This window comes from Allosphingosinicella sp. (assembly GCF_059502505.1).
In genome coordinates, this window is the sequence record NZ_JCACEU010000016.1 from 452,088 (window position 1) to 474,406 (window position 22,319).

Genomic DNA, 22,319 nt, shown 5'->3' on the forward strand with positions numbered 1-22,319 from the left:
CTCAAACGCTGTGTCATGATAGCCTCCTACGCGCCTCTGGGGTGGGGAGTATCGATGCGTTTAGCCTTGGATCCGCGTGCGCGCCGGCTGCTCAGGCGGCTTCCGCGGAACACCGTCTATTCGGCGATGGAGCTCGTCGTCCTCTCGCTGCTAGCGCTGCAATGCGCGCGGCTGGTGTGGACGCTGGTGACGCCGCTCGGTCCCGTCGGTGACTGGAAGGCGGGGAGTGCGCTGCGTCCGGTGGCGCCGGGGGCCAGCGCGGTGCTGGGCGGCTTCGATCCTTTCTTCCGCCTGAGCGCCGGCGGCGGCGCGCCGGTGGTGGTCACCTCGCTCAACCTCAAGCTGTTCGGCGTCCGGGAGGACCGCGCTTCCGGACGTGGTTCGGCGATCATCGGCACGCCGGACGGCCAGCAGAGGAGCTTCGCGGTCGGTGAGGAAGTCATTCCGGGCGTCCGGCTGACCGCCGTCGGCTATGACAGTGTCACCGTCTCGCGCGGCGGGACGGCCGAGCAGCTCTATCTTGACCAGTCGACGCCGGCGACCGTCGTGGCGCCGAGCGGCGGACCTCCCGCCGTTGCCGCTCCGCCCCCGCCGCCCCAGGTGGCGCCGCCGCCGATCGGGACTATGCGGACGGAGAGCTCTCCGCCTGCGCCGGTCCAGATCCTCCCGCGGGTCGCAGGCGGCCAGGTCACCGGCGTCACCATCCAGGGCAGCGGCGCCATGCTTGGTCGATCGGGGCTCCAGCCGGGGGACGTCGTGACGTCGGTCAACGGCCAGCGCATCAGCTCCGTCGAGCAGGGGCGCGCCATCGCGGCCCAACTCGAAGGCGGCGGTGAGGCGAATGTCGAGGTCGAGCGGGGAGGGCGGACCCTATCGCTCCGCGTGAGGGCCGGCCAATGAAGCGACTTCCGATCGCTCTCGCCCTGGCTCTGGTGTCGGCGCCTCTGATGCCGGCCTCGTCCCAATATGTGCTGAATTTCCGGGAGGCGGACATCCGCGCCTTCATCGAGGATGCGGCGCGGGTGACGGGTCGAACCTTCATCATCGATCCGGCCGTCCAGGGCCGGGTCTCCGTGGTGACGCAGCGGCCGCTGTCGCGTTCGGAATATTTCGAGCTGTTCCTCTCCACCTTGCGAGCCAATGGCCTGGTCGCCGCGCCCGCGCCGGGCGGCGCGTTGCGCATTCAGCCGGTCGCGACTGCCGCCACCACCGCGGGCCGCGTCGGACGGCGCGCGACGAGCCCGAGCAGCTTCGTCACCGAGATCATCCGCCTGCGCAGCATCGACCCCGCGACCGCGATCGAGGCGGTTCGGCCGCTGGTCAGCCGCGAAGGATCGGTGACCGGCAGCAGGAACTCGATCATCGTCGCGGACTTCGCGGACAATGTCGGGCGCGTGCGTCAGATCATCGCGAATATCGACCGCGACACGGCGGCGACGCGGCTGCTGGAGCTGGAAAATGCCGGCGCGCGCGAGATCGCCGATGCGCTCACCGCGCTGGTGGCGCAGGAAGGCGGCCGCGCGGGCGTCTCCATCGTGCCGGTCGACAGCGCCAACTCGATCGCGCTGCGGGGAGACGCCGCCACGGTGGCGCGGATGGTCGAGATCGCGCGCGACCTCGACCGGCGTGCGGCGAGCGGGACGGAGCTGAGGGTCATCTTTCTCCAGCATGCGGATGCCGAGCAATTGCTGCCTGTGCTCCAGCAACTGCTGGGGCAGGCTGCGACGCCGCCCTCCCGCGCCGTTTCCCGGACGCCGGTCAGCACCGGTCGCCGCACGACATTGGGCGGGACGACGACCACTGCCATGACGGAAACCGCGCCTCCGCCGCCAATCGTCAGCGCCGCGCCGCCCGCGGGCGCCGGCCTGTTCGGCGGGAAGTCGGCCGTCGTGACGCGCTTCGAGGGCGCGAATGCGATCGTCATCGCGGCACCGAGCGACATCCAGCGCCAGATCGGCGAGGTCATCCGCCAGCTCGACGTGCGCCGGCCGCAGGTTTTGGTCGAGGCGATCATCGTCGAGATCTCCGACACGGCGGCCAAACAGCTTGGAGTGCAGCTCCTGCTCGCCGGCACCAAGGGCAGCGCCATCCCGTTCGCCGTCACCAATTATTCGAACGCCTCACCGAACATCGCCACCATTGCCGGCGCGATCGCGGCGCAGGACCTGCGCACCTCGACGACGACGGTGAACGGCGAGGTCGTGACCACGACCGAAAGCTCGCCGATCGCCGACGCGCTCGAGGAAGCGGCGGCGGCGGAAATCCTCGGTGCACGAACCGGACTGCTCGGTGTCGGCTTCCGCGCGGGCAACGCCATCTTCGGCGCTATCGTCAATGCGGTGCAGTCGGACAACAAGTCGAACCTGCTGGCGACACCGTCGGTGACGGTGATCGACAATCAGCCCGCGCACTTTCTCGCCGGACAGGAAGTGCCGGTGACGACGGGCGAGGCGCTGTCCGACAATTTCGACAACGCCTTCCGCACCGTGCAGCGCCAGAATGTCGGCATCTCATTGGACGTAACGCCGCAGATCAATGCGGGCGACACCGTAAAGCTCGACATCCGCCAGGAAGTGAGCTCAGTGGCCGGCACGGTCGGGGGACGCGCCTCGGCCGACCTCATCCTCAACAAACGCGAGATCGAGACCTCGATCGTCGTCGACGACGGCGACATCATCGGCATCGGCGGCCTGCTCAACGACAATGAGCGGCGGACGATCGAGAAGATCCCGTTCCTCGGCGATCTCCCGGGGATCGGCAATCTGTTCAAATCGCGCGGGCGGCAGCGCGAGAAGACTAACCTGATGGTCTTCATCCGCCCGACGATCCTGCGCTCGGCCGAGGATGCGCGGGAGATGTCGCAGCGCCGCTACGGCTATATCCGCAACATGCAGTTCCTGCAGAACCCGAACCAGGAGCCGATCATTGACGAGCTGGTCCGCGAATATATGGGCGCGGCGCCGCCGCCGCCCGCGCCGCCGGCACCGGCCGTCGATCCGGCGCTCTATGCGCCCGCGGTGCGGCCGGGCGACGCGGTCGTGACGCCGCCGGCGCAATGATCGAAACGGTATCCGTAACGGGCGCCGAAGCCTCGCTGCCGGTCAACATACTCTACGGCTTCGCCAAGCGCTTCGGCGTTGCGCTGCTCGGCGAGGAGAATGGCAAGCTGGTCGTGGCGATGCGCGAGGGCGGCGAGCCGCGCGCGCTGATCGAGGTGCGGCGCTATCTCGCACGGCCGTTTGACGTTCAGATGTCGCCGCCGGAGAGCTTCGACCGCATCCTGTCCGAACGTTATGCGATGGACGGGCAGGCGGCGGCGCATGCGGCGGGAACGCTGGGGCTGGGCGACGAGCTGAGTTCGCTCGCCACCGATCTGCCGACCGCCGACGATCTGCTCGACAGCGCCGACGATGCGCCCGCCATCCGCCTCATCAACGGCATCATCGCCGACGCGGCGAGGCAGGGCGTGTCGGACATCCATATCGAGCCCTACGAGAGTGGGCTTGTCGTGCGGATGCGGGTGGATGGGGTGCTGCGCGAGACGCTGCGCATGCCGCCGCACGTCGCACCGGTGGTCGTCTCGCGCATCAAGGTGATGGCGCGCCTCGACATTGCCGAGCGGCGGGTGCCGCAGGACGGGCGGATCGGGCTGACGCTGGGCGGCAAATTGCTCGACGTGCGCGTCTCGACGCTGCCGAGCCGGGCGGGCGAGCGGGTGGTGCTGCGCATCCTCGACAAGGACAATGCCGGCCTCGACCTCGAGGTGCTCGGCATGCCGGCGGAGGTCGAGCGCCTCTATCGCGAGGCGCTGGCGGAGCCGAACGGGATCGTCCTCGTCACCGGCCCGACCGGATCGGGCAAGACGACCTCGCTCTACGCCGGCCTCAGGCAGTTGAACGACGGCACGCGCAACATCCTGACGGTCGAGGATCCGGTCGAATATGCGGTCGAGGGCGTCGGCCAGACCCAGGTCAACGACAAGGTCGGCCTGACCTTCGCCACGGGGCTGCGCGCGATCCTCCGCCAGGACCCGGACGTGGTCATGGTCGGCGAGATCCGCGACCGCGAGACGGCCGACATCGCGGTGCAGGCCTCGCTCACCGGTCATCTCGTGCTGTCGACCGTCCACACCAACGATGCGGTCGGCGCCATCACGCGCATGCGGGACATGAAGATCGAGCCGTTCCTGCTCGCCTCGACGCTGCGCGCGGTGATCGCGCAGCGGCTGGTGCGGCGGCTCTGCCCCAATTGCCGGCAGCCGGTGCAGGCGACGGGCTCGGTGAGTGCGCTGCTCGGCTTCGAGAGTGGCACGATCATCTACGAGGCGCGGGGCTGCGGCGAATGTTCGAACAGCGGCTATCGCGGCCGGATCGGCGTGTTCGAGGCGGTGCGGGTCGACGATACGATCCGGCGGCTGATCAATGCCGGCGGCGACGAGGCGGCGATTGCAAGCCATGCCTTCCGGCATGCTCCCAATCTCGGCGCCGCCGCGCGCTCGCTGGTGCGCGAGGGGGTGACGACCGCCGAGGAAGCTGTCAGGATTTCGCGTCGCGAAACCGAGCATGTCTGATTTCGACTATCTGGCGCTCGACACCGCCGGGCGGGAGCGGCGGGGATCGGTGCGGGCCGCGAGCGTGGAGGATGCCCGCGCATCGCTGAGCGCGCGCAAGCTCTACGTGGTGCGGATGGAACGGGCGACCGGAGCGGCGGCGGCGCCCCTGCTGTCGCGCGGCCTGCTGGTGCGGAGGAAGCTCGACGCCAAGCAGCTGACCCTCTTCACCCGCCAACTGGCGACGCTCATCTCGGTCAGCCCGCTGGAGGAGTCGCTGCGGACGATCGGGCGGCAGGCGGAGAAGGAGCAGGTGCGCTCGATCCTGCTGTCGGTCCATGCCGGCGTTGTCGAGGGGCGGCGGCTGTCGGAGGCGATGACGCGGGAGGCGGCGAGCTTCCCGCCGCTCTACCGGGCGATGGTCGCGGCGGGCGAAAGCTCGGGCACGCTGCCACGGATCCTCGACCGACTCTCGGATCTGCTCGAGCGGCAGGCGCAGGTGCGCTCGAAGGTGACGAGCGCGCTCGCTTACCCGATCATCCTCGCCATCGTCGCCAGCTTCGTGGTGATGGCGCTGATGATTTTCGTGGTGCCGCGAGTGGTCGAGCAGTTCGAGGATGTGGGGCAGGAGTTGCCGTTTCTCACACGGGCCGTGATAGCCCTCTCCGAGTTCCTCGCCAATTGGTGGTGGGGGCTGGCGCTGGCGCTGGTCGGACTTGCGCTGCTGGTCGCGCGCGCTCTCCAGGAGGAGACGCTGCGGCTCCGCTTCGATCGCACCTTGCTGCGCCTGCCGCTGATCGGGCGGCTGCTGCGCGATCTCCACGCCGCGCGCATGGCACGGACGCTGTCCACCATGGTGGCCAGCCGGCTGCCGCTGCTGGAGGGGCTGAGGCTGACCACTCAGACGGTGCACAACAGGGCGCTGCGGGTCGCTTCGGAAGACATCACCGAGGCGATCCGCACCGGCGGCAGCCTCTCCGCGGCCTTGAGGCGCGCTGCCGTGTTCCCGCCCTTGCTGGTCTATCTGGCGGCGAGCGGAGAGGCGTCGGGCAAGCTCGACATCATGCTGGAGCGCGCCGCCGACTATCTCGAGCGGGAGTTCGACGCCTTCACCGCGACCGCCTTGTCGCTGCTCGAGCCCGCCATCATTGTCGTCATGGGAGCGATCGTCGCCCTGATCGTGCTGTCGATCCTGCTCCCGATCCTCCAATTGGACACGCTCGCGGGCGGAGTAGGATAGAATATGGAGATTTGCCTTCGCCGCGCCGATGACGAGGATGGCTTCACGCTCGTCGAGTTGATGGTGGTGATCGTCATCATCGGCCTTCTCGCCACGGTGGTGGTGATCAACGTCGCCCCGGCAACGGACAAGGCGGCGGCGACCAAGGTCAAGGCCGACGTCGCGACGCTCGAGCAGGGCGTCGAGATGTACCGCCTCAACCGCATGAACTATCCGAGCGGCGACGGGCTGCAGGCTCTGGTCACCGAAGGGTTCATCAGGCGCTTGCCGGACGATCCGTGGGGCAATCCCTATCGCTACGAAGCGCCGGGCCGGAACGGGGCGCCGTTCAACATCTACAGCCTGGGTGCCGACGGAGCCGAAGGCGGCGAGGGCGAGGATGCGGACATCGGCAACTGGTAGAGCGCGGCAGACCGGCTTCACGCCATTGCGGCCTTCCGCCGAGCACGGCTTCACGCTGGTCGAACTGCTGATCGTGCTTGCCATCATCGGCATGATGTCGGCGGTCGTCGTGCTCGCGATACCGGACCCGCGCGGCAGCCTGGTCCAGGAAGCCGAGCGGTTCGCGGCGCGCGCCAAGGCAGCGCAGGAGCGGGCGATCATGGACGCGCGCGCGACGTCGGTGCGGGTGACGAATGCCGGCTACGGCTTCGACCGGCGCGAGCGCTCCGGATGGCAGCCGATCGGCCCCGACCAGACCTGGATCGAAGGCACTGCGGCGGCGGTCACGGAGCAGAGCGCAGCGCGGATCGTGTTCGATTCCACGGGCGCGGCGGAGCCGGCGCAGCTCGTGCTCAGGCGCGACGACGAGCAGGTGGTGGTCGACATAAGTCATGACGGCAGCATCCATGTCGGAGCGTGAGGCAGGGTTCACGCTCATCGAGATGCTGGTCGCCCTGGCGATCTTCAGCCTTGCCGCGCTCGCATTGCTGCGGCTCGAGGGGGCAACGGTCGCCAACACCGCACGGCTGCAGGACCAAGCGATGGCGCAGATCGTCGCCCGCAATCTCGCGGTCGAAGCGATGACCGATCCGGTGGCGCCGGCTTTCGGCCGCGAGAGCGGCCAGGCAGCGAATGGCGGCCGCAACTGGAGCTGGACGCGCACCGTCGCCCGCTCGCCCGAGCCGCGCATCCAACAGATCGACATCGCCGTGCAGAGCCAGGTCGGGCCCGAAGGCGCGCGGCTGACAATCTTCCGAAGGGCGGCGGAATGAGGCGGTGCCTAAATCCTCCCCGGAACGGGGAGGGGGACCATGCGAAGCATGGTGGAGGGGGCCCCTCACCCGCGTGGGTCTTGGGGCCCCCTCCACCACCGCCTGCGGCGGCGGTCCCCCTCCCCGTTCCGGGGAGGAATGGGTTCACCCTCGTCGAATTGCTCGTCGCGCTCACCATCTTCGCCTTGCTCTCGGCGGCGGGGGTGACGCTGCTTTCGTTCAGCGTGCGGGCACAGGCGGCGGCGGACCAGAGGCTCGAGCGGCTGGCGGAGATACGACGCGCGGGGGCGTTGCTGACCAGCGACCTCGCCCAGGCGGCCCCGCGCATCTCGCGCGACGAGGCGGGGGCAGTGAGGCCGGCGCTGATCGGCGGGAGCGGGCAGGGCGATGCGCTGATCCTGTCGCTGGTGCGGCGTGGCTGGGAGAATCTGGACGGTGCCAACCGTCCGTCGCTGCAAAAGGTGCAGTATCGCTGGGTGTCCGGCCGGCTGGAGCGGACCGCCTATCGCCATGTCGATGGCGGTCCGGCAATGGCGCCGGTAGCGGTCGTGACCGGCGTCCGGACGGTTCGCATGCGCTATCGCGACCCGCGCGGCGAGTGGCGGGAGCGCTGGGACCCGACCCAGCCGACGCTCATGCCGACTGCCGTCGAGATGCAGATCGACACGGAGCAAAGCGGGTCGATCCGCCAGCTCTTCCTTGTCGGGGCGGCGGTCTGATGCGCGTGCCTTCCCGCGAGCGCGGCGCGGCCTTGCTGGCGGTGCTGCTGCTCGTCTCCGTCATGGGCGCGATCGCGGCGACGGCGCTGGAGCGGCTGCGGCTGTCGACGGCGCTGGCGGTCAACAATGCCGCGCTCGACCAAGCACGCGCGTCCGCGATCGGGGTCGAGTCCCTGCTGGCGCTGAAGGCGGACGACGTGCTCGCGCTCGATGCGGAGAAGACCACGCTCGCCGGCGGCTGGAATGGACAGACGCGGACGATTCCCATGCCGGGCGGCGGTCTCGTCCAGTCGACGATCCGCGATGGCGGCAATTGCTTCAACATCAACAGCGTCGCCGACGGCCGGCTGCCGACGGCACTGACCCCCCGTGGGGCGGGCATCGATCAGTTCACGGCGTTGCTGCTGGTCCTCGACGTGCCCGACCTCGACGCGAGGCGGATCGCCGAGGCCGCCGGCGACTGGGTCGATGCCGACATGAACCGCAGCCGTCAGGGCGCCGAGGACCCGGACTATGCCGGGGCGACGAGCGGCTATCGTGCCGGCAACACCCTTTTTGCCGAGGTTAGCGAGCTCCGCGCGGTGGCGGGCATGACGCCGGAAATCTACGCGCGCGTGCGGCCCTGGCTGTGCGCGCTGCCAGTAGCGGAGCTGTCGCCGATCAACGTCAACACCCTTTCGCCGGACCAGGCGCCGTTGCTGGCGATGCTGGCGCCCGAGCAGATCCCGGTCGATCGCGCGCGCCAGCTGCTTGCCGACCGCCCGGCGGCGGGATGGAGCTACATGATCGATTTCTGGCGCTCTCCGGCGCTGCAGGGCGTCAACCTGCCCCTCGACGTGCAGACGCAACCTCAGCTAAGAACAAGGTGGTTCGCGCTCGACATTCAGGTCGAGCTGCAGGGGGCGCAGCTCAACGAAACCGCGCTCGTCGATGCCCGCGTGGCGCCTGCGCGGGTGGTGGTCAGACGGTGGGGGAGTGACGATTGAGCGACGCGCTCCTCATCTTCCTCGACGCGCATAACGAGATCGAGGGCTGGCTTCGTCTTGGCGATGGCACGGTCGCGGCACGGGGCAAGGGCCTGGAAGGTCTGCCGGACGTCGGCGACTCCGCTGAAGGCGTGCCGCCTCGCATCACGGCGATCGTGCCGGGCGAGGCGGTGACGATTCACTGGCTGGAGGTGCCCGCCGGGCTGGCTCCCGCCCAGGCGGCCGCCGCGGCGCGATTGATCGCGGCGGATGCCGGCGCGCAGCCGGTCTCCGACATGCATGTGGCGGTCGGTCCGGAAGTCGAGGACAGCCCACTCAGGGCGGTGGCGATGGTGCCGGCGATCACCATGGCCGGCTGGCTCGGCAAGCTGCAGGCGCAGGCGATCGATCCGGATGTCGTGCTGCCGGAGCCGTTGCTGCTCCGCGCGCCGCGTGAGGGCTTCGTGCGGATCGAGCGGGCCGGGCTGCCGCTCTACCGCGGGCCGCAGGATGCGTTCAGCGTCGAGCCGGAGCTGGCCGAGCTGATCGTCGCCGGGGCCCCGGTCGAGGCACTGGACGAGGAGGCGTTCGAAGGCGGCCTCGTCGATGCGATTGCCGATCCCGCCGTCAACCTTCGCCAGGGCGCTTTCGCAAAAAGGCGGCGCTGGACGATCGAGTGGCCGCTGGTGCGCAGGCTGGCGATGCTGACGCTGGCGCTGCTGGTGGCGACGCTCGCCATCCAGTTGGCCTCAATCTTCCGCTACACGTTCGAGGCCGATGCGTTGGAGATGGAGGCGAACCGGGTCGCGGCCACCGCACTCCAGCGCAGCGGACCGGTCACCGACGGGCCGCGCCAGCTCGAGCGGCGTCTGTCCGAGTTGCGCGGCAGCGGGCCCGGCTACAGCGTGCTAGCTGCGGCCGTGTTCGCAGCCGTGCGGGCGACGCCGAACGTCGAACTGACCGCCGTCAATTTCGACCAAACCGGTGCGCTCCGCGCGACAGTGCAGGCGGACAGTCCCGCCTCGATCCAGACCCTCCAGCAGCGGATCGAGGCGAGCGGCTTCGCGGTCTCGACAAGCGATGCCCGGAGCGGAGGCGGACGGCCGACGACGGACCTGACGGTGCGCGCGCGATGAACGACAGCGTCAAGCTCTGGTGGCGGACCCGCACCCTTCGCGAGCAACGCCTGCTCATCGCCATGTCGGCGCTCCTTCTTTTCGTGCTGCTGTGGCTGCTCGTCATCCGGCCGATCAACGACGCGCTCTCCGCGGCGCGGGAGCGGCATGGGGCGGCGGTGCTGGCGCTGGCCGAGGCACGGGCGCAGGCGACGGCGATCGGCACGCTCCAGGAGCGGCGGCCGGCATCGCTCGGCGCCCCCCTCGACACGATCCTCAACCAGAGTGCGAGCGAAGCAGGCTTTCCGGTGGCGCGGGTGGAGCGCGAGGGGATCAACCAAGCGACGATTGTGTTCGAGAGCGTGCGCCCACAGGCCTTCTTCGCCTGGGTGAACCGGATGGAGGCCGACCGCGGCCTGATCGTCGAGCGGCTCAGCGCCCGCACCAACAGCGACCAGACGCTCGGCGTCGAGCTCACCTTTCGGGCGAGGGAGGGCTGATGCGCATCCGCCTGCCGCTCGGCCGCACGCTCTTCTTCGTGGTGGCATTCCTGTTCGCCTTGGTGGCCTTGCTGCCGCTGCGGCTTGCGCTCGACTGGTTCGGGCTCGACGACCGCGGTTTCGCGGCGCGGGAGGCGAATGGCAGCGTCTGGCTCGGCTCGGTCAGCGAGGCGCAGTTCGGCACGGTGGCGTTGGGCGATCTCCAGACGCAGCTTCGCAGCCTGCCGCTGTTCATCGGCCGCGCCCGGGTCGATCTCGAGCGGCTGGACGAGGCGCGACGCTTCGAGGGGTCCGCCAGCGTCTCCCGCAACCGCTTCGGCATCGACGACATGACCGGGCAACTCGACGTCGGCGCGACGCTGGCGCCGCTGCCGATCGGCGGGATCGACATGAGCGACGTCACGGCCCATTTCTCCGACGGCCTCTGCACCGGCGCCGAGGGGCTGGTGAAGGCGAACGTAGCCGGCGACATTGCCGGCGTGACCCTGCCCGGCGGCCTCAGCGGCAATGCGCGGTGCGACCGCGGCGCCTTGCTGCTGCCGCTGGCCAGCCAGTCGGGCATGGAGGCGCTGAACCTGCGCCTGTTCGAGGACGGGCGTTACGAAGTCGAGCTTGCCGTCCGGCCCGTCGACGACGCAATGCGAGACCGGCTGATCCAGTCCGGGTTCGCGCTCAGCAACAACGGCTATGCGCTGCGGCTGAGCGGAAGGTTCTGAGCCGCCATTCGCGCCGCGATCCAGGCGCAGACGATCAGCTGCATGGTGTGAAACAGCATGATCGGCAGGATCACCATGCCGGCCGCCGATCCTGGGAAGAGGATGCGCGCCATCGGCGCTCCGCTCGCGAGGCTCTTGACCGAGCCGCAGAACAGGATCGCCGCGCGGCTCTCGCGGGAGAAGCCGCCCGCGCGGCCGATGCTCCAGCTCGCTCCCAGGATCAACGCCAGGATCAGCCCGCAGACGCCGGCGAGGATGCCGAGATCGGCGGGCGGCACCCGGCTCCAGATGCCTTCGACGACCGCGGCCGAAAAGGCGCCGTAGACGGCGAGCAGGATGGTGCCCTTGTCCACGATCGTGGTGAGGCGGGGGCGGTCCTTCACGAAGGGAAGCAGCAGCGGCCGCAGGGCATGGCCGAGCAGGAAGGGGAGGAAGAGCAAGGCGACGATCTTGCCGATCCCGGTGAGGGAGATCTGCGCGCCCTGCGCTTCCAGGAGGAGGGTGACGAGCAGGGGGGTGAGGAACACGCCGACGAGGTTCGAGAAGGCGGCTGCTGCGACGGCTCCCGCGACGTTGCCGCCCGCCATCGAGGTGTAGGCGATCGAGCTCTGCACGGTAGAGGGCAGGGCGCAAAGGAAGAGGATGCCGGTCCACAGCTCCGCCGTCAGCGCGCTCGGGAAGGCCGCGGCGAGGCTGAGGCCGATCAGCGGAAAGGCGACGAAGGTGGCGGCGAGGATCGCGAGATGCAGTCGCCAGTCGGTGATCCCGGAGAGCAAGGCCTCGCGCGGCAGCCGCACGCCGTGCAGGAAGAACAAGGAGAAGATCGCGGCCAGCGTGAGCCAGTCCACGGCCTCGGCGAGGCCGCCGCGGACCGGGAGGAGAGTGGCCGCGGCAACGGCCGCCAGCAGCCAGAGGATGAACCTGTCGGGGAAGAGGCGGGCGAGCACGTGCGGCTTAGTAGCCCGGCTCCTTGTAGCGCGTGCGGATGAAGCGCTCCTGGATGTCGAAGTTGATCCTCGGATCGCGGCCGACCTCGGTGCAGAGGCGCTCAAGCTCGTCGGCGACCGTGTCGAGTCCTTCGAGCAGCCGCTCGGCCATTTGCGGGTCGCGGTTGCGAATCGCCGAGGGCGTGGCGAGATAGGATTCGATGAGGCGCGGCAGGTGCCGGCCGATGAGGCGGCGGGCCTCTCCCGCCAGCGGACCATCCGGATCGAGGCTGCATAGATGCGGCTCCAGGTCCTTCAGCGCGATCAGGATCTCGTCGAGAACTCCGGCGGAACGGGTGGGAAGAAAGGCGCGCTTGGCCAGCAGCCAGTCTTCGGCGACGGGCACCAAGTCGACGAACTCGCATTCGAAGCGCTCGCCGTCGCTGCGGCGCCCCGAGGGCCAGAACAAGGCCGCGCCGGTTGCGACCGTGGCCGCGGCCCCTGCGGCGACCAGGCCGGCGGTGGTGAGCGGCGCCACTGCGAGGCCGTAGCCGACCGCGCTGGCGCCCGAGAGGCCGGCGACGGTCGCGCCGCGGGTGAGCCGGCGCAGGGCCTCGCGGTTGCGGCGCTCCTGGCGCCTTTTCTCCGCCTCGCGCACCGCCTTCGACTTGATGTGGCGCCGCAGGAACTCCTCGGCACGCTCCAGGGAAAAGGACAGCAGGAACATGCTTATTCGCCCTCGACGCTGCCATCCTTGTAGCGGTTCTCGATGAAGCGCCCCTGCGTCTCGAACGCGTCGATATCCTGCTTGTGGAGCTTGGCGCCGAGCTCGTCGAGGGCGGTACGGGCGGCGTCGAGGCTGGCGACGAGACGCTCGTCCACTGTCAGGCCCTCGCCGTCGCGCTGGCTGCGATAGGCGGCGGGCACCTTCTCGTAGCGGTCGATCAGGTCGGGAAGATGCTTGCCCATCAGGCGGCGCGCATCCTGAGCGAGCGGATCGAGCGCATCGACTTCGGCGAGCCGGCTTTCGAGCAGGGGCAGCTGCTGCGCGATGGCATCGGCGCGAAGGGCGGCGGGGGCGGGTAGGGCGGTCCTGCGATAGTTGAGGAGGCTGCCGAGCTGCTGCACCACCGTGCGGGTCGGCACCTGCTCGCTATAGGCGACCCGCTTCGGCTCCCGCCGCGTCGGGAAGACGGAGAAGAAGACGAGGATGAAGATCAGCGCCACCGCGACGAGGAACAGGCCGCTGAGGCCGATCGGGCCGACGAACAGGCCGAAGCCGATCGTCGCGGCGATCAGCGCCATCACCGCGATGCCGATGTTCGCCGCCTTCTTGCCGACACGGGTGACGCTCGCACGCGAGACCGGCCGCGTCGGCACATGGCCGTCGAGCCGCGCCGTGATCTCGTCGAAACGCGCAAGCGTGTCCTCGACCCGGCGCGAAACCATTCTCAGCCCTCGAGCGACGTCAGCAGCGAGCGGTCGCTGCCGCCGCTAAGCCGGTTCTGCTCGACACCCTCGGCGCGGGCGATATAGCCGCGCGACTTCTCGACCTCGCTGGTGAGCACGTTGACGGTCTGCTTCATGTTGCCGAGCGCCTCGAGCTTGAACTGATCGATCGCATCCATCGTGTCGTAGATGTTCTGAAAGGCGCGCTGCAGCGTCTCCAGCGGGATGGTGGAGGAGGCGGCCTGCTTGTGGATCTCCCCGGTCTGGCTCTTCAGGAGGTCGCCGGTGCGATCGATCATGTTGGCGGTGGTTGTGTTGAGCGCGCCGATCTGCTCCAGCACCAGCTTCTGATTGGTCAGCGCCTGCGCGACGGTGACGGCGGTGCGGAGTGCCGCGACGGTGGTGGTGGAGGCGCGGTCGACGCCCTTCACCAGCTCGACATTGTTCTTCTTGACGAGGTCGAGCGCCAGGTAACCCTGCACCGTCACCGCCATCTGGGTCAGCAGGTCCGTAGTGCGCTGGCGGGTGTAGAAGAGCGCGGTCTCGCGGATCGCCTTAGCCTTGGCGGGCTCGGTGGCGTCGAGCTCGTTCGCTTTCTCCTCCAGCTTCTGGTCCATCACCTTCGAGATGTGGATCATCTGCTCGAGCCGGCCCATCGCCTTCCACATATTGGCGCGCTCGACGTCGATCGCCGCATTGTCCATCAGCAGCTCGTCCTTGCCGGAAGCAAGGCTGGCGAGCACCTTCGAGATGTGGGTCTGCGACGACTGGTATTGGCGGAAATAGTTGTTGAGCTTGTTGCCGAACGGAATGATGCCGAGGATCTTGCGCGGCGTGCTGAGATTGCCCTGGCGTCCCGGGTCGAGATCCTCGACCGTGCGCCTGAGCTCGGTGAGATCGGCGCCGATGCCGGTGTCGGCGTCGATCGCCTTGACGGGTCGGTCGAGGAAGCGGTTCGAATAACCAGCGGCCTCGGCGATCTCCTTGCGGCCCATGTTGGTGAGCTGGTCGACCTTCTTGCCGAAATCGGGGCTGTTGGCGTCGGTGGCGACGAGATCGTCGATAAAGCTGTCGACCTTCACCTCGAGCGCGCTGCGCTCCGTATCCTTGAGCGGCACCAGGCCCGCAGCCTGCTCCGGCTGCACCGTCGTCAGCGCCTCCGGCGCCTCGAGCTTCAGCTTGGTTTCCGTGGCCATTCCGCTCCCCGTCTTAAGTCTCCAGCGGAAGATGGGGGAGAGAGGCCGCTTTAGGCAAGGGCTAAAGTGTGTTAATTGCACAATACAGCGCTGCTTTCAGCTTCTTCTTCAAGCTTTTCGCCGCGTCGAAAATAGAGTAACGGGAGAATGGGGAAGGGAGATAGTCGCCTTTTGCGCGGACTGTCGGCGAAGCGCCTCGAAAAAAATCGGGGCGCTTCGTTTTTTTGGGGAACCGATCAGCGGGTGGCGTGTTTAAGCGATACCCCCCGATAGATCGGCCTCCCCCCCCCCCGGCCGACTATCAAAGCCCCGACCGGAAACGGTCGGGGCTTTTTCATTTCTGGAGCTGGTCGTGCCGACCGGCGAAGCTGCGAGCGAGCGCAGCCACGGTGACGGGCGAGGTTCGGGAGACAAAAGGGGCGGACGACTCAGATCAGGGAGAAGATAGTCGTCCGCCCAGTTGCGTGAGCCGGTGGTTTGGCGACTCACGAACCGATGAATAGCTAATCGGGGTTAAGCACGCCATAAATCCGCAAAGATTATTAACGGGCGCCGCGTCAGGCGGCTGTGCCGGTGTGGAGCAGAGGATCAGCCATCCTTTACCCGCAGCCGGTCGGTTATCTCGTCGGTGATCTTGCCGGTAAGACCCGGCACCTCATCGAGCTGACCAACGCTGGTGAAGCCGCCGCGCTCGTCGCGATACCGCACGATTTCGTGGCCGTGACCGCGCAGCCCATTGATGGCGTCGAGCGCGTCCTGGTCTGCGGTGTTGAGATCGATCCTTGCGTCCATCGCCGCCCAACCACTCACCGTGGAAATGGATGCAGGGCGGCGAGAAACCGATGCAGATCAGTTTTTCTTGGTCGGAGCGGCGACAGGCGGAACCGCGGGGCCGCGCTTCCAGTTTTGCTGCCAAACGAAATTCGCCGGAGTGCGAGACATGCTTCGTTACCCAGTGCAACTCACCCGCTGCGAGAGCAGCGGGGTCATCCTCACTTTGCCCGACGTTCCCGAAGTCACCGTGATCGGTCCGACCGAGGAGTTCGCCCGCCGCTGCGCGAGCAGCGTACTGGAGGGCATGCTCAAGGCCTTCGCTGCGGACGACCGGCCGGCGCCGGAGCCGTCGGAAATCCCCGGTGCTCCGACGATATCGGCGCGGTTGCACTAAGGCTTGCCGGCTCCTTCTGAGGCAGCGAGGGCATCCCGCTCGCGCGTGAGCTGTTCGCGGTAGCTCGTCTCCATGCGAGCGATGTAGCGCCTGCACCCTTCCGGATCGACGAACGGGTTCACCTTGGCTTTGCCGAGCTGTGCGCGCTTGGCGTCCAGATTAAAGAAGGATGCGTGCGCGCCGAGGAAGATGTCGCACGGTAGCTGCCGGAGCTTGGCGAAGGTCCGATCGTAATCGGCGGCCATGTCCGGGTAAGCGGGCGTGCCGAGCAGCTTGTAGCCGGGGATGCTGGCGCTGCAGTTGAACTGGGCCACCATTGTGCGCCCCTGCTCGCTCACCGGCATCGTCCAGGTCGTGCAGCCCTTGGTGTGGCCGGGAGTGAGGTGCGCCGTCAGCGTCGCCTTGCCGAGCGTCACGCGCTGGCCGTCGCGGACGATGCCGTCGACCTTGATCGGCGGATAGGCGAGGTCGTCCCCCCAGGCGAAGTCCTCCTTGCCGCCGCGCTGCAGCAGCTTGGCATCGGCGGCGGAGGCGAGCATCTTCGCCCCCGTCGCCGCTTTGACCGCGGCAAGGCCGCCGGCATGGTCGAGATGCGCCTGGCCGTTGAGCAATATCTTGACCTGCTTCGGCTCGAAGCCGAGCGTGCGGATGTTGGCGAGAAGCCGCGGCGCGTATTCCGGAACACCGGCGTCGAGCAGGATGAGGCCCTCGCCGCTGTCGATCAGGAACGCGGCCAGTTCCCTCGAGCCGACATAATAAAGCCGCTCGGCGATGCGGAACGGAGCTATGGGCTCCCTCCACTTGGGATCATCGTACGACTTTGCCTGCGTCTGGACAGCGGGGGCCGCCGAGGCGAGCCCAACTAGGGTGAGGAAGAACAAACTTTTACGCATATATCGCCTCCGACGCCTCGCAGGAGATAATGGCCCTGCTGGACCGCGAAGATGCTGCCCGTGGCGGCGGCGAGCAAACGATGTTACCTCTGCTGAGCTTTTAGGAAAACTAAAGGATCAAGCATGATCCGGCCTTATCTGCCGCTCAACGCTCTGCGTGCCTTCGAGGCGGCGGCGCGGCATCTGAGCTTTACCAATGGTGCGATCGAGCTGTGCGTCACGCCGGCCGCGCTCAGCCATCAGGTGAAGGCGCTTGAGGAGCGGCTCGGCGCGCCGCTTTTCCGCCGGCTGCCGAGAGGGCTCGCGCTGACGGACGAGGGCCTGGCGCTGCTGCCGGTGCTGCGGGAGTCGTTCGACAGGATGGCCGAACTGCTGGAGCGTTTCCGGGGCGGGATCGTGCGCGAGGTGCTGGCGGTGGGCGTGGTCGGCACCTTTGCGGTGGGATGGCTACTGCCGCGCCTCGACGCCTTCCGCGAAGCTCATCCCTTCGTCGATCTTAGGCTCTCGACCAACAATAACCGTGTCGACATCGCGGCGGAGGGGCTCGACTATGCGATCCGCTTCGGCGACGGCGCCTGGCACGGCACCGAGGCGCGGCTGCTGTTCGAGGCGCCGTTCACGCCGCTCTGCACCCCCGCCATCGCCGCGCGCCTGAAGGTGCCCACCGATCTCGCACGGGAGACGCTGCTGCGTTCCTATCGCAACGACTGGCCGGACTGGTTCGCGGCGGCGGGGACGGCCGCGCCGGCGATCGGCGGCCCGATGTTCGACTCCTCCTGGGTGATGATCGAGGCGGCGCTGCAGGGGGCGGGGGTCGCGCTGGCGCCGGTCTCGATGTTCGAGCGGGAGCTGCGCGAGGGACGGCTTTCGCGCCCGTTCGATGCCGAAGTGGTGACGGGAAGCTATTGGCTGACGCGCCTCAAATCGAAGGAGCCGAGTCCGGCGATGCGGGCGTTCGAGGACTGGCTCGTCGCCCAGGCGGCGGATTAGAGGTCCGGCAGGACCTGCGCGGCTTCGCCCCAGCCCTGCAGCGTGCGGGACGAAGCGCGCTCGACGAGCAGATCTCCGTCGCGGACGGTGAAACGGCCGCCCGAAGGCATGTCGTCAAGCTCGTCCCAGATGATCGGAGCCGCCACCGGCGCGCCTTCGCGGGCCCGGCTCGAATAAGGCATGATCGCCGTCGCGCCGCGCTGGTTGCGCAGGTAGTCGAGAAACATCCGGCCTTTGCGCTTGGCCTTGGCGAGATTGGCGGTGAAGCGGTCGGGTTCCGCGGTCGCGAGGGCGACGCAGAAGCGCTGGGCGAAATCCTTCACCTGAGGCCATTCCGCCTCCGGCGTGAGCGGCACGATCACGTGGACGCCCTTGCCGCCGGTCAGCATCGGGAAGGTCTGGAGGCCCATGTCGGCGAGGTAGCGTTTGAGATCGTGCGCGGCCTTCCTGACGACGTCAAAATCCAGGCCTTCGTCGGGATCGATGTCGAAGACGAGCCGGTCGGGCTTTTCGATCGCATCGACGGGCGAGCCCCAGCCGTGAAACTCGATCGTGCCCATCTGGACGCAGGCGATGATGCCGGCGACCTCCTTGACGAAGACATAGTCCTCGACCTGCCCCTTCTTCTCCTCGATCGGGATCTGGTGGACGTGCGGTCCGAAGCTGCCGGTATTGTGCTTCTGGAAGAAGCATTTCTTGGCCCGCCCCTGGGGGCAGCGGACCAGGCTCAGCGGGCGGTTGGCCGTCCAGGGCGTCATCAGCGGCCCGACCGTGCGGTAATAGTCGACCAGCTCGCCCTTGGTGATCTTCGCGTCCGGGAAGACGATCCGCTCGGGATTGCTGATCTTGATGTTATCGGGCGCGGCTTCGGCAATCGGCTGCGGCTTCTCGACGACGACGGCCTTGGCCGGCTTGTCCTCGCGGAGGCCCAGGAAGCTGGCGTGCCGGACGACATTGTCGGCGGTGAACTCGGCAAAGGCGACCTCCGCCACCAGCTCCGGCTTCAGCCAATGCGCGCCGCGCGCTTCCGTCCGTGGGACGGGGGCAGGGGGCTTGGCCACCGAGATCTTCTCGAACCGTTCGCGCAGCTCGTGCTGGATCGCGTTGGAGAAGCCGGTGCCGACCTTGCCCGCGTAGCGGAGCTTGCCGTCCTGGTTGAGGCCGAGCAGCAGCGCCCTGAAGCCGCGGCCCTTCTTGTCGCTCTCCGACCAGCCGATGATGACGAACTCCTGCCGCCGCGTGCACTTGATCTTGAGCCAGGCCTTGGTGCGGGTGCCGCGATAGGGTGCGTCGGCTTTCTTGGCGATGATGCCTTCGCCGCCGGCCTCGCACATCGCGTCGAACAGTTTCTCGCCATGGCCGACGACATGGTCCGCGTAGAGTAGGAAGGGCGGCTTGCCCTCGCCGAGCAGCGAGGCGAGGCGCTGCTTGCGTTCGATGTTCGGGAGCGGCGCCAGGTCCTCGCCGTCTATCTCGAGCGCGTCGAACAGGAACAGAGTGAGGCCGCGGCCGCCCTCGCTGATCGCCTGTTGGAGGGCGGAGAAGTTGCTGCCGCCTTTCTCGTCGAGCTTCACGATCTCGCCGTCGAGCAGGGCCGAGCCGACCTCCAACTCGCGCGCCGCGGCGGCGATCTCAGGGAACTTGTCCGACCAGTCGAGCCCGGAGCGGGTGTAGACCTTCGCCTCCCCGCCGCCGATGCTCAGCAGGCAGCGATAGCCGTCGAACTTGATCTCATGGATCCAGGCGGAGCCGGAGGGGACGTTGTCGACGAGCGTCGCCTTCTGCGGCTCGCGGAAGGGCGGGGGCTTGCCGTTCTTGTTCCCCGGCGAAGGCCGGCGTCCAGTCCGCGGCTGTTTCTGCGCCCCGGCCTTTGCCGGGGAGCTACGTGAGCCCGCTTTCATCGCCTTCTGGAAGGTGCTGAGCTCCTTGGCCGGCTTTGCCGCGGCGATCTCCTGCATCGTGCGGCCGGTCTTGATGCTGGTTAGATATTTCTCGGTGAGGCCGGTCGAGCCGCCGACGAATTCGTCATTCACCTTGCGAAGGATCCAGTTCTCCGCCCGCTCGCCGCCGCGCGGCTTCAGGCGGAACATGATCCATTCGCCCTTCATCCGCTGGCCGTCGAGCGTGAAGTGGAGATGGCCTTCCTCAATCGTCTTCACCGGATCCTTGCGCGGGTCCGGCGTCCAGACCCCCCAGTCCCACAGCATCACCGTGCCACCGCCATATTGGCCCTTGGGAATGGTGCCTTCGAACGTGGCGTAGGAGAGGGGATGGTCTTCGGTGCGGACGGCGAGGCGCTTGTCGTCCGGATCGAGGCTGGGGCCGCGCGTGACCGCCCAGCTCTTCAGCGTTCCCTGCATCTCCAGCCGGAAGTCGTAGTGCAGCCGCGTGGCATCGTGCTTCTGCACCATGAAGGCGTAGCCGCCGCCCCAAGGGAGCGTCTCATATTTGCCCGCCGGCTCAGCGGTCTTCGTGAAGTCGCGCTTCTTGTTGTAGGCCGCGAGCGGATCGGCCGCCTTGCGAGCCATTCAGCTTATGCCCGCTTGCGAGCCGGTGCGGCCTTGGCCGGTGCCTTCTTGGCAGGCGCTTTCTTGGCCGCGGGCTTGGCGGCAGGCTTTGCCGCGCTCTTCTTAGGTTTCCCGTCCTCCGCGCCGGGTCGTTCGATCGAGCGCTTGAGCGCGGCCATCAGATCGATTACATTGGAGCCGCGCGCCGGGGCCTGCTCCTCGTCGGTATGGATGGTCTTGCCCTTGCGCTTCTTCTCAATGAGATCGTGCAGCGCGTCGACGTAGCGGTCGTGGAACTGGCTCGGGTCGAACTTGGCCGTTTTCTTGGCGATCAGGGTCTCCGCGAGGTCGAGCAGCTCTTCGTCGGGCTTCGCCTCGCCGATGTCGCGGAAATAACCCTGAGCCTTGTTGACCTCGTCGGCATAGCGGAGCGTCTCCAGCACGATGCCTCGGCCGCAGGGCTTGAGACTGACGATATATTCGCGGCCGCGCAGAGCAAGCTGGCCGAGGGCGACCTTCTTCGTCCGCTTGAGCGCCTCGCGTAGGACGATGAACGCCTCCTCGGCGAGATCGTCGGCCGGGACGACATAATAAGGCTTCTCGAAATAAAGGACGTCGATCTCGTCATGATCGACGAACTGGGTGAGCTCGAGCGTCTTCTTGCTCTCCAGCTTGACCGCCTCGATCTCCTCGTCCTGCAGCAGAACGTAATTGCCCTTCTCGACCTGGAATCCCTTCACGATCTCGTCGGGATCGACCGGGCCGACGCCGGGCACCACCTTCTCATATTTGATGCGCTTGCCGGTCGGCTCGTGGATTTGGTTGAAGGCGATGGTGGCGCCGCTCTTGGTCGCCGAGAAAATCTCCACGGGAATAGAGACCAGAGCGAGCCTGATCTGACCCTTCCAATAGGCGCGTGCCGCCATCTTGCTGTCTCCAATCGATTCGCAGCCGATTCAATCGACGGGAGGGGCGGGAGTTCCCGTCAGGGCGCGACGACGAAGCAAGCCTGTCCCGCGGACTTGGCTGCGGCGCAGAGCTTCTCGGCATCGGCGCGGCTGGCGAGGGGCCCGACGCGAAGGCGAGTGAACTCGCCGGCAGGCTCATAGCTCGGCTGCATGCCGCCTAGTGCGCCGATCTTGCGCGACAGGACAGGCCATTGCCCACGTGCAAGGCCCGGGCTGCCATAGGCGCCGAGCTGCACCCGCCAGCGTCCGCCCGTGCTGGTCGCCGCAGGCTTGGGGGCTGGCGCCGCCTTCGCTCCCGAGGCCCCATCAAGCTTTGCAGCCTGCGCTGCAGCGGCGGCGGATTTCTCGCCCGGCGTGTTGCCCTTGCCCGGCGGCAGCGGCTTGGACGAAGCGGAAGAGGTGCTCGGCTTGGTCGCCGGCTTGGCGGGCGCAGCGGAGGCCAGCGCCGTCGGCCGGGTCGTTGGCATGGTCAGCGGGTCGGAGACCAGGCGCTGCGCCATCTGCGCCGCGAGCTGCTTGCCCTTCTGCTTGTCGGCGGCGGGGACGAACTCCTCCATCTGCGCGAGGCTCGCGCGGGCGGGCGCCAGGCCCTGCCCGGCGGCGCTGGTCATCAGCGCATAGGCGCGCGGCCAGTCTTTCGGCACGCCGTCGCCGTTGAAGAGGGCGGTGCCCAGCACATATTGCGCGCGCATGTCGCCCTTGTCGGCGGCCTTGCGGATCCAGGGCATGGCGGCGGTGCGGTTGCCCGCCTGGAACAGGATCAGGCCGAGATTGGCCTGCGCCGGCTCATGGCCCTGGGCCGCAGCCTTTTCATACCAGCTCTGGGCGATCTTCATGTCGGCGGGTGCGCCGCGGCCGAGCTTGTAGGCCTGGCCCATGTTGAACTGGGCGTCGGCATCGCCCTTGTCCGCGAGCGGGCGCCAGTCCTTGACCGCCGCGGTGAAGTCCCCGCGCTGCCAGGCATCGACCCCGGATTTGACGTCGGCAAGGGCGGGCGCGGCAAGAGCGGCCGCGCAAGCGAGGATGATGATATGCCGAGCAGTCTTGTTCATGTCCGCCTCCCGGAGCGCGGGGTCTGCGCTTCGCCTGCAAAGCTTCAATAGTTTGCGAGTATAAAATTGGCGTTGCCGCTGAACCAGCCGAGAAATGAAGCGGCTGAGGATTAACCAGATTTTAGGCGCCTGAAGTGCATCCCCCGGCGGGA

Annotated in this window: 23 protein-coding genes; 14 read left to right on the forward strand and 9 right to left on the reverse strand. The window is 67.9% G+C overall.

The window, feature by feature from the left end:
- Positions 1-54: 54 nt before the first annotated feature.
- The 12 genes from AC5JBD_RS10560 (at position 55) to gspN (ending at position 11,018) form a co-directional block, all read left to right on the forward strand.
- A complete protein-coding gene (locus AC5JBD_RS10560; protein ID WP_495721753.1) occupies positions 55-900 on the forward strand; it encodes a type II secretion system protein N in 846 nt (281 codons plus the stop codon).
- Positions 897-3,059, forward strand: a complete 2,163-nt coding sequence (gspD, locus tag AC5JBD_RS10565; RefSeq protein ID WP_495721754.1) for a type II secretion system secretin GspD — start codon at positions 897-899, stop codon at positions 3,057-3,059. Before AC5JBD_RS10560 ends, gspD begins: the two co-directional genes overlap by 4 nt.
- Positions 3,056-4,570 carry a type II secretion system ATPase GspE gene (gene gspE / locus AC5JBD_RS10570; protein ID WP_495721755.1) on the forward strand — a complete coding sequence of 505 codons (1,515 nt, stop codon included), beginning with the start codon at positions 3,056-3,058 and terminating at the stop codon, positions 4,568-4,570. Before gspD ends, gspE begins: the two co-directional genes overlap by 4 nt.
- A complete protein-coding gene (gene gspF, locus AC5JBD_RS10575; RefSeq protein ID WP_495721756.1) occupies positions 4,563-5,789 on the forward strand; it encodes a type II secretion system inner membrane protein GspF in 1,227 nt (408 codons plus the stop codon). Before gspE ends, gspF begins: the two co-directional genes overlap by 8 nt.
- Before the next feature lie 3 nt (positions 5,790-5,792).
- A complete protein-coding gene (gene gspG, locus AC5JBD_RS10580) occupies positions 5,793-6,191 on the forward strand; it encodes a type II secretion system major pseudopilin GspG (protein ID WP_495721757.1) in 399 nt (132 codons plus the stop codon).
- Complete coding sequence (locus AC5JBD_RS10585; protein WP_495721758.1) at positions 6,169-6,651, forward strand: GspH/FimT family pseudopilin; 483 nt, start codon at positions 6,169-6,171, stop codon at positions 6,649-6,651. The genes gspG and AC5JBD_RS10585 overlap by 23 nt, the downstream gene beginning before the upstream one ends.
- Entirely contained in the window at positions 6,623-7,003 is a 381-nt protein-coding gene (gspI, locus tag AC5JBD_RS10590; RefSeq protein ID WP_495721759.1) for a type II secretion system minor pseudopilin GspI, read from the forward strand. Before AC5JBD_RS10585 ends, gspI begins: the two co-directional genes overlap by 29 nt.
- Positions 7,004-7,083: 80 nt before the next feature.
- Positions 7,084-7,722: a type II secretion system minor pseudopilin GspJ gene (gene gspJ, locus AC5JBD_RS10595; protein WP_495721760.1), complete on the forward strand. Its 639-nt coding sequence runs from the start codon at positions 7,084-7,086 to the stop codon at positions 7,720-7,722.
- Positions 7,722-8,708, forward strand: coding sequence for a type II secretion system minor pseudopilin GspK (gspK, locus tag AC5JBD_RS10600; protein ID WP_495721761.1), 987 nt, complete (start codon positions 7,722-7,724; stop codon positions 8,706-8,708). The genes gspJ and gspK overlap by 1 nt, the downstream gene beginning before the upstream one ends.
- Positions 8,705-9,823, forward strand: coding sequence for a type II secretion system protein GspL (gene gspL / locus AC5JBD_RS10605; RefSeq protein ID WP_495721762.1), 1,119 nt, complete (start codon positions 8,705-8,707; stop codon positions 9,821-9,823). The genes gspK and gspL overlap by 4 nt, the downstream gene beginning before the upstream one ends.
- Positions 9,820-10,302, forward strand: coding sequence for a type II secretion system protein GspM (gene gspM / locus AC5JBD_RS10610; RefSeq protein WP_495721763.1), 483 nt, complete (start codon positions 9,820-9,822; stop codon positions 10,300-10,302). The genes gspL and gspM overlap by 4 nt, the downstream gene beginning before the upstream one ends.
- Positions 10,302-11,018 (forward strand): type II secretion system protein N, encoded by a 717-nt coding sequence (gene gspN, locus AC5JBD_RS10615; RefSeq protein WP_495721764.1) that lies wholly within the window; start codon positions 10,302-10,304, stop codon positions 11,016-11,018. The genes gspM and gspN overlap by 1 nt, the downstream gene beginning before the upstream one ends.
- Here gspN and AC5JBD_RS10620 read toward each other — a convergent pair.
- The 5 genes from AC5JBD_RS10620 to AC5JBD_RS10640 form a co-directional block, all read right to left on the reverse strand.
- A complete protein-coding gene (locus tag AC5JBD_RS10620) occupies positions 10,988-11,965 on the reverse strand; it encodes a bile acid:sodium symporter family protein (RefSeq protein ID WP_495721765.1) in 978 nt (325 codons plus the stop codon). The genes gspN and AC5JBD_RS10620 overlap by 31 nt on opposite strands.
- A gap of 7 nt (positions 11,966-11,972) precedes the next feature.
- A complete protein-coding gene (locus AC5JBD_RS10625) occupies positions 11,973-12,671 on the reverse strand; it encodes a hypothetical protein (protein WP_495721766.1) in 699 nt (232 codons plus the stop codon).
- A 2-nt stretch (positions 12,672-12,673) separates the two neighbouring features.
- Positions 12,674-13,393: a hypothetical protein gene (locus AC5JBD_RS10630; protein WP_495721767.1), complete on the reverse strand. Its 720-nt coding sequence runs from the start codon at positions 13,391-13,393 to the stop codon at positions 12,674-12,676.
- Positions 13,394-13,395: 2 nt separating this feature from the next.
- Positions 13,396-14,589: a toxic anion resistance protein gene (locus AC5JBD_RS10635; RefSeq protein ID WP_495721768.1), complete on the reverse strand. Its 1,194-nt coding sequence runs from the start codon at positions 14,587-14,589 to the stop codon at positions 13,396-13,398.
- Between the two features lie 588 nt (positions 14,590-15,177).
- Positions 15,178-15,381, reverse strand: a complete 204-nt coding sequence (locus AC5JBD_RS10640; RefSeq protein ID WP_495721769.1) for a ComEA family DNA-binding protein — start codon at positions 15,379-15,381, stop codon at positions 15,178-15,180.
- A gap of 148 nt (positions 15,382-15,529) precedes the next feature.
- On the opposite strand from AC5JBD_RS10640, the gene AC5JBD_RS10645 reads away from it, so the two are divergent.
- A complete protein-coding gene (locus AC5JBD_RS10645) occupies positions 15,530-15,757 on the forward strand; it encodes a type II toxin-antitoxin system HicB family antitoxin (RefSeq protein ID WP_495721770.1) in 228 nt (75 codons plus the stop codon).
- Here the strand turns inward: AC5JBD_RS10645 and bla are convergent.
- Entirely contained in the window at positions 15,754-16,650 is an 897-nt protein-coding gene (gene bla, locus AC5JBD_RS10650; RefSeq protein WP_495721771.1) for a subclass B3 metallo-beta-lactamase, read from the reverse strand. The genes AC5JBD_RS10645 and bla overlap by 4 nt on opposite strands.
- 123 nt (positions 16,651-16,773) lie before the next feature.
- Between bla and AC5JBD_RS10655 the strand changes: the two genes are divergently transcribed.
- Positions 16,774-17,640 (forward strand): LysR family transcriptional regulator, encoded by an 867-nt coding sequence (locus AC5JBD_RS10655; protein ID WP_495721772.1) that lies wholly within the window; start codon positions 16,774-16,776, stop codon positions 17,638-17,640.
- Here AC5JBD_RS10655 and ligD read toward each other — a convergent pair.
- From ligD to AC5JBD_RS10670, 3 genes are read right to left on the reverse strand one after another with little or no spacing between them, the layout of a single operon-like run.
- Positions 17,637-20,168, reverse strand: coding sequence for a DNA ligase D (ligD, locus tag AC5JBD_RS10660; protein WP_495721773.1), 2,532 nt, complete (start codon positions 20,166-20,168; stop codon positions 17,637-17,639). The genes AC5JBD_RS10655 and ligD overlap by 4 nt on opposite strands.
- Positions 20,169-20,173: 5 nt before the next feature.
- Positions 20,174-21,073 carry a non-homologous end joining protein Ku gene (gene ku, locus AC5JBD_RS10665; RefSeq protein WP_495721774.1) on the reverse strand — a complete coding sequence of 300 codons (900 nt, stop codon included), beginning with the start codon at positions 21,071-21,073 and terminating at the stop codon, positions 20,174-20,176.
- 59 nt (positions 21,074-21,132) lie between these two features.
- Entirely contained in the window at positions 21,133-22,167 is a 1,035-nt protein-coding gene (locus AC5JBD_RS10670; RefSeq protein WP_495721775.1) for an SPOR domain-containing protein, read from the reverse strand.
- Positions 22,168-22,319 lie beyond the last annotated feature (152 nt).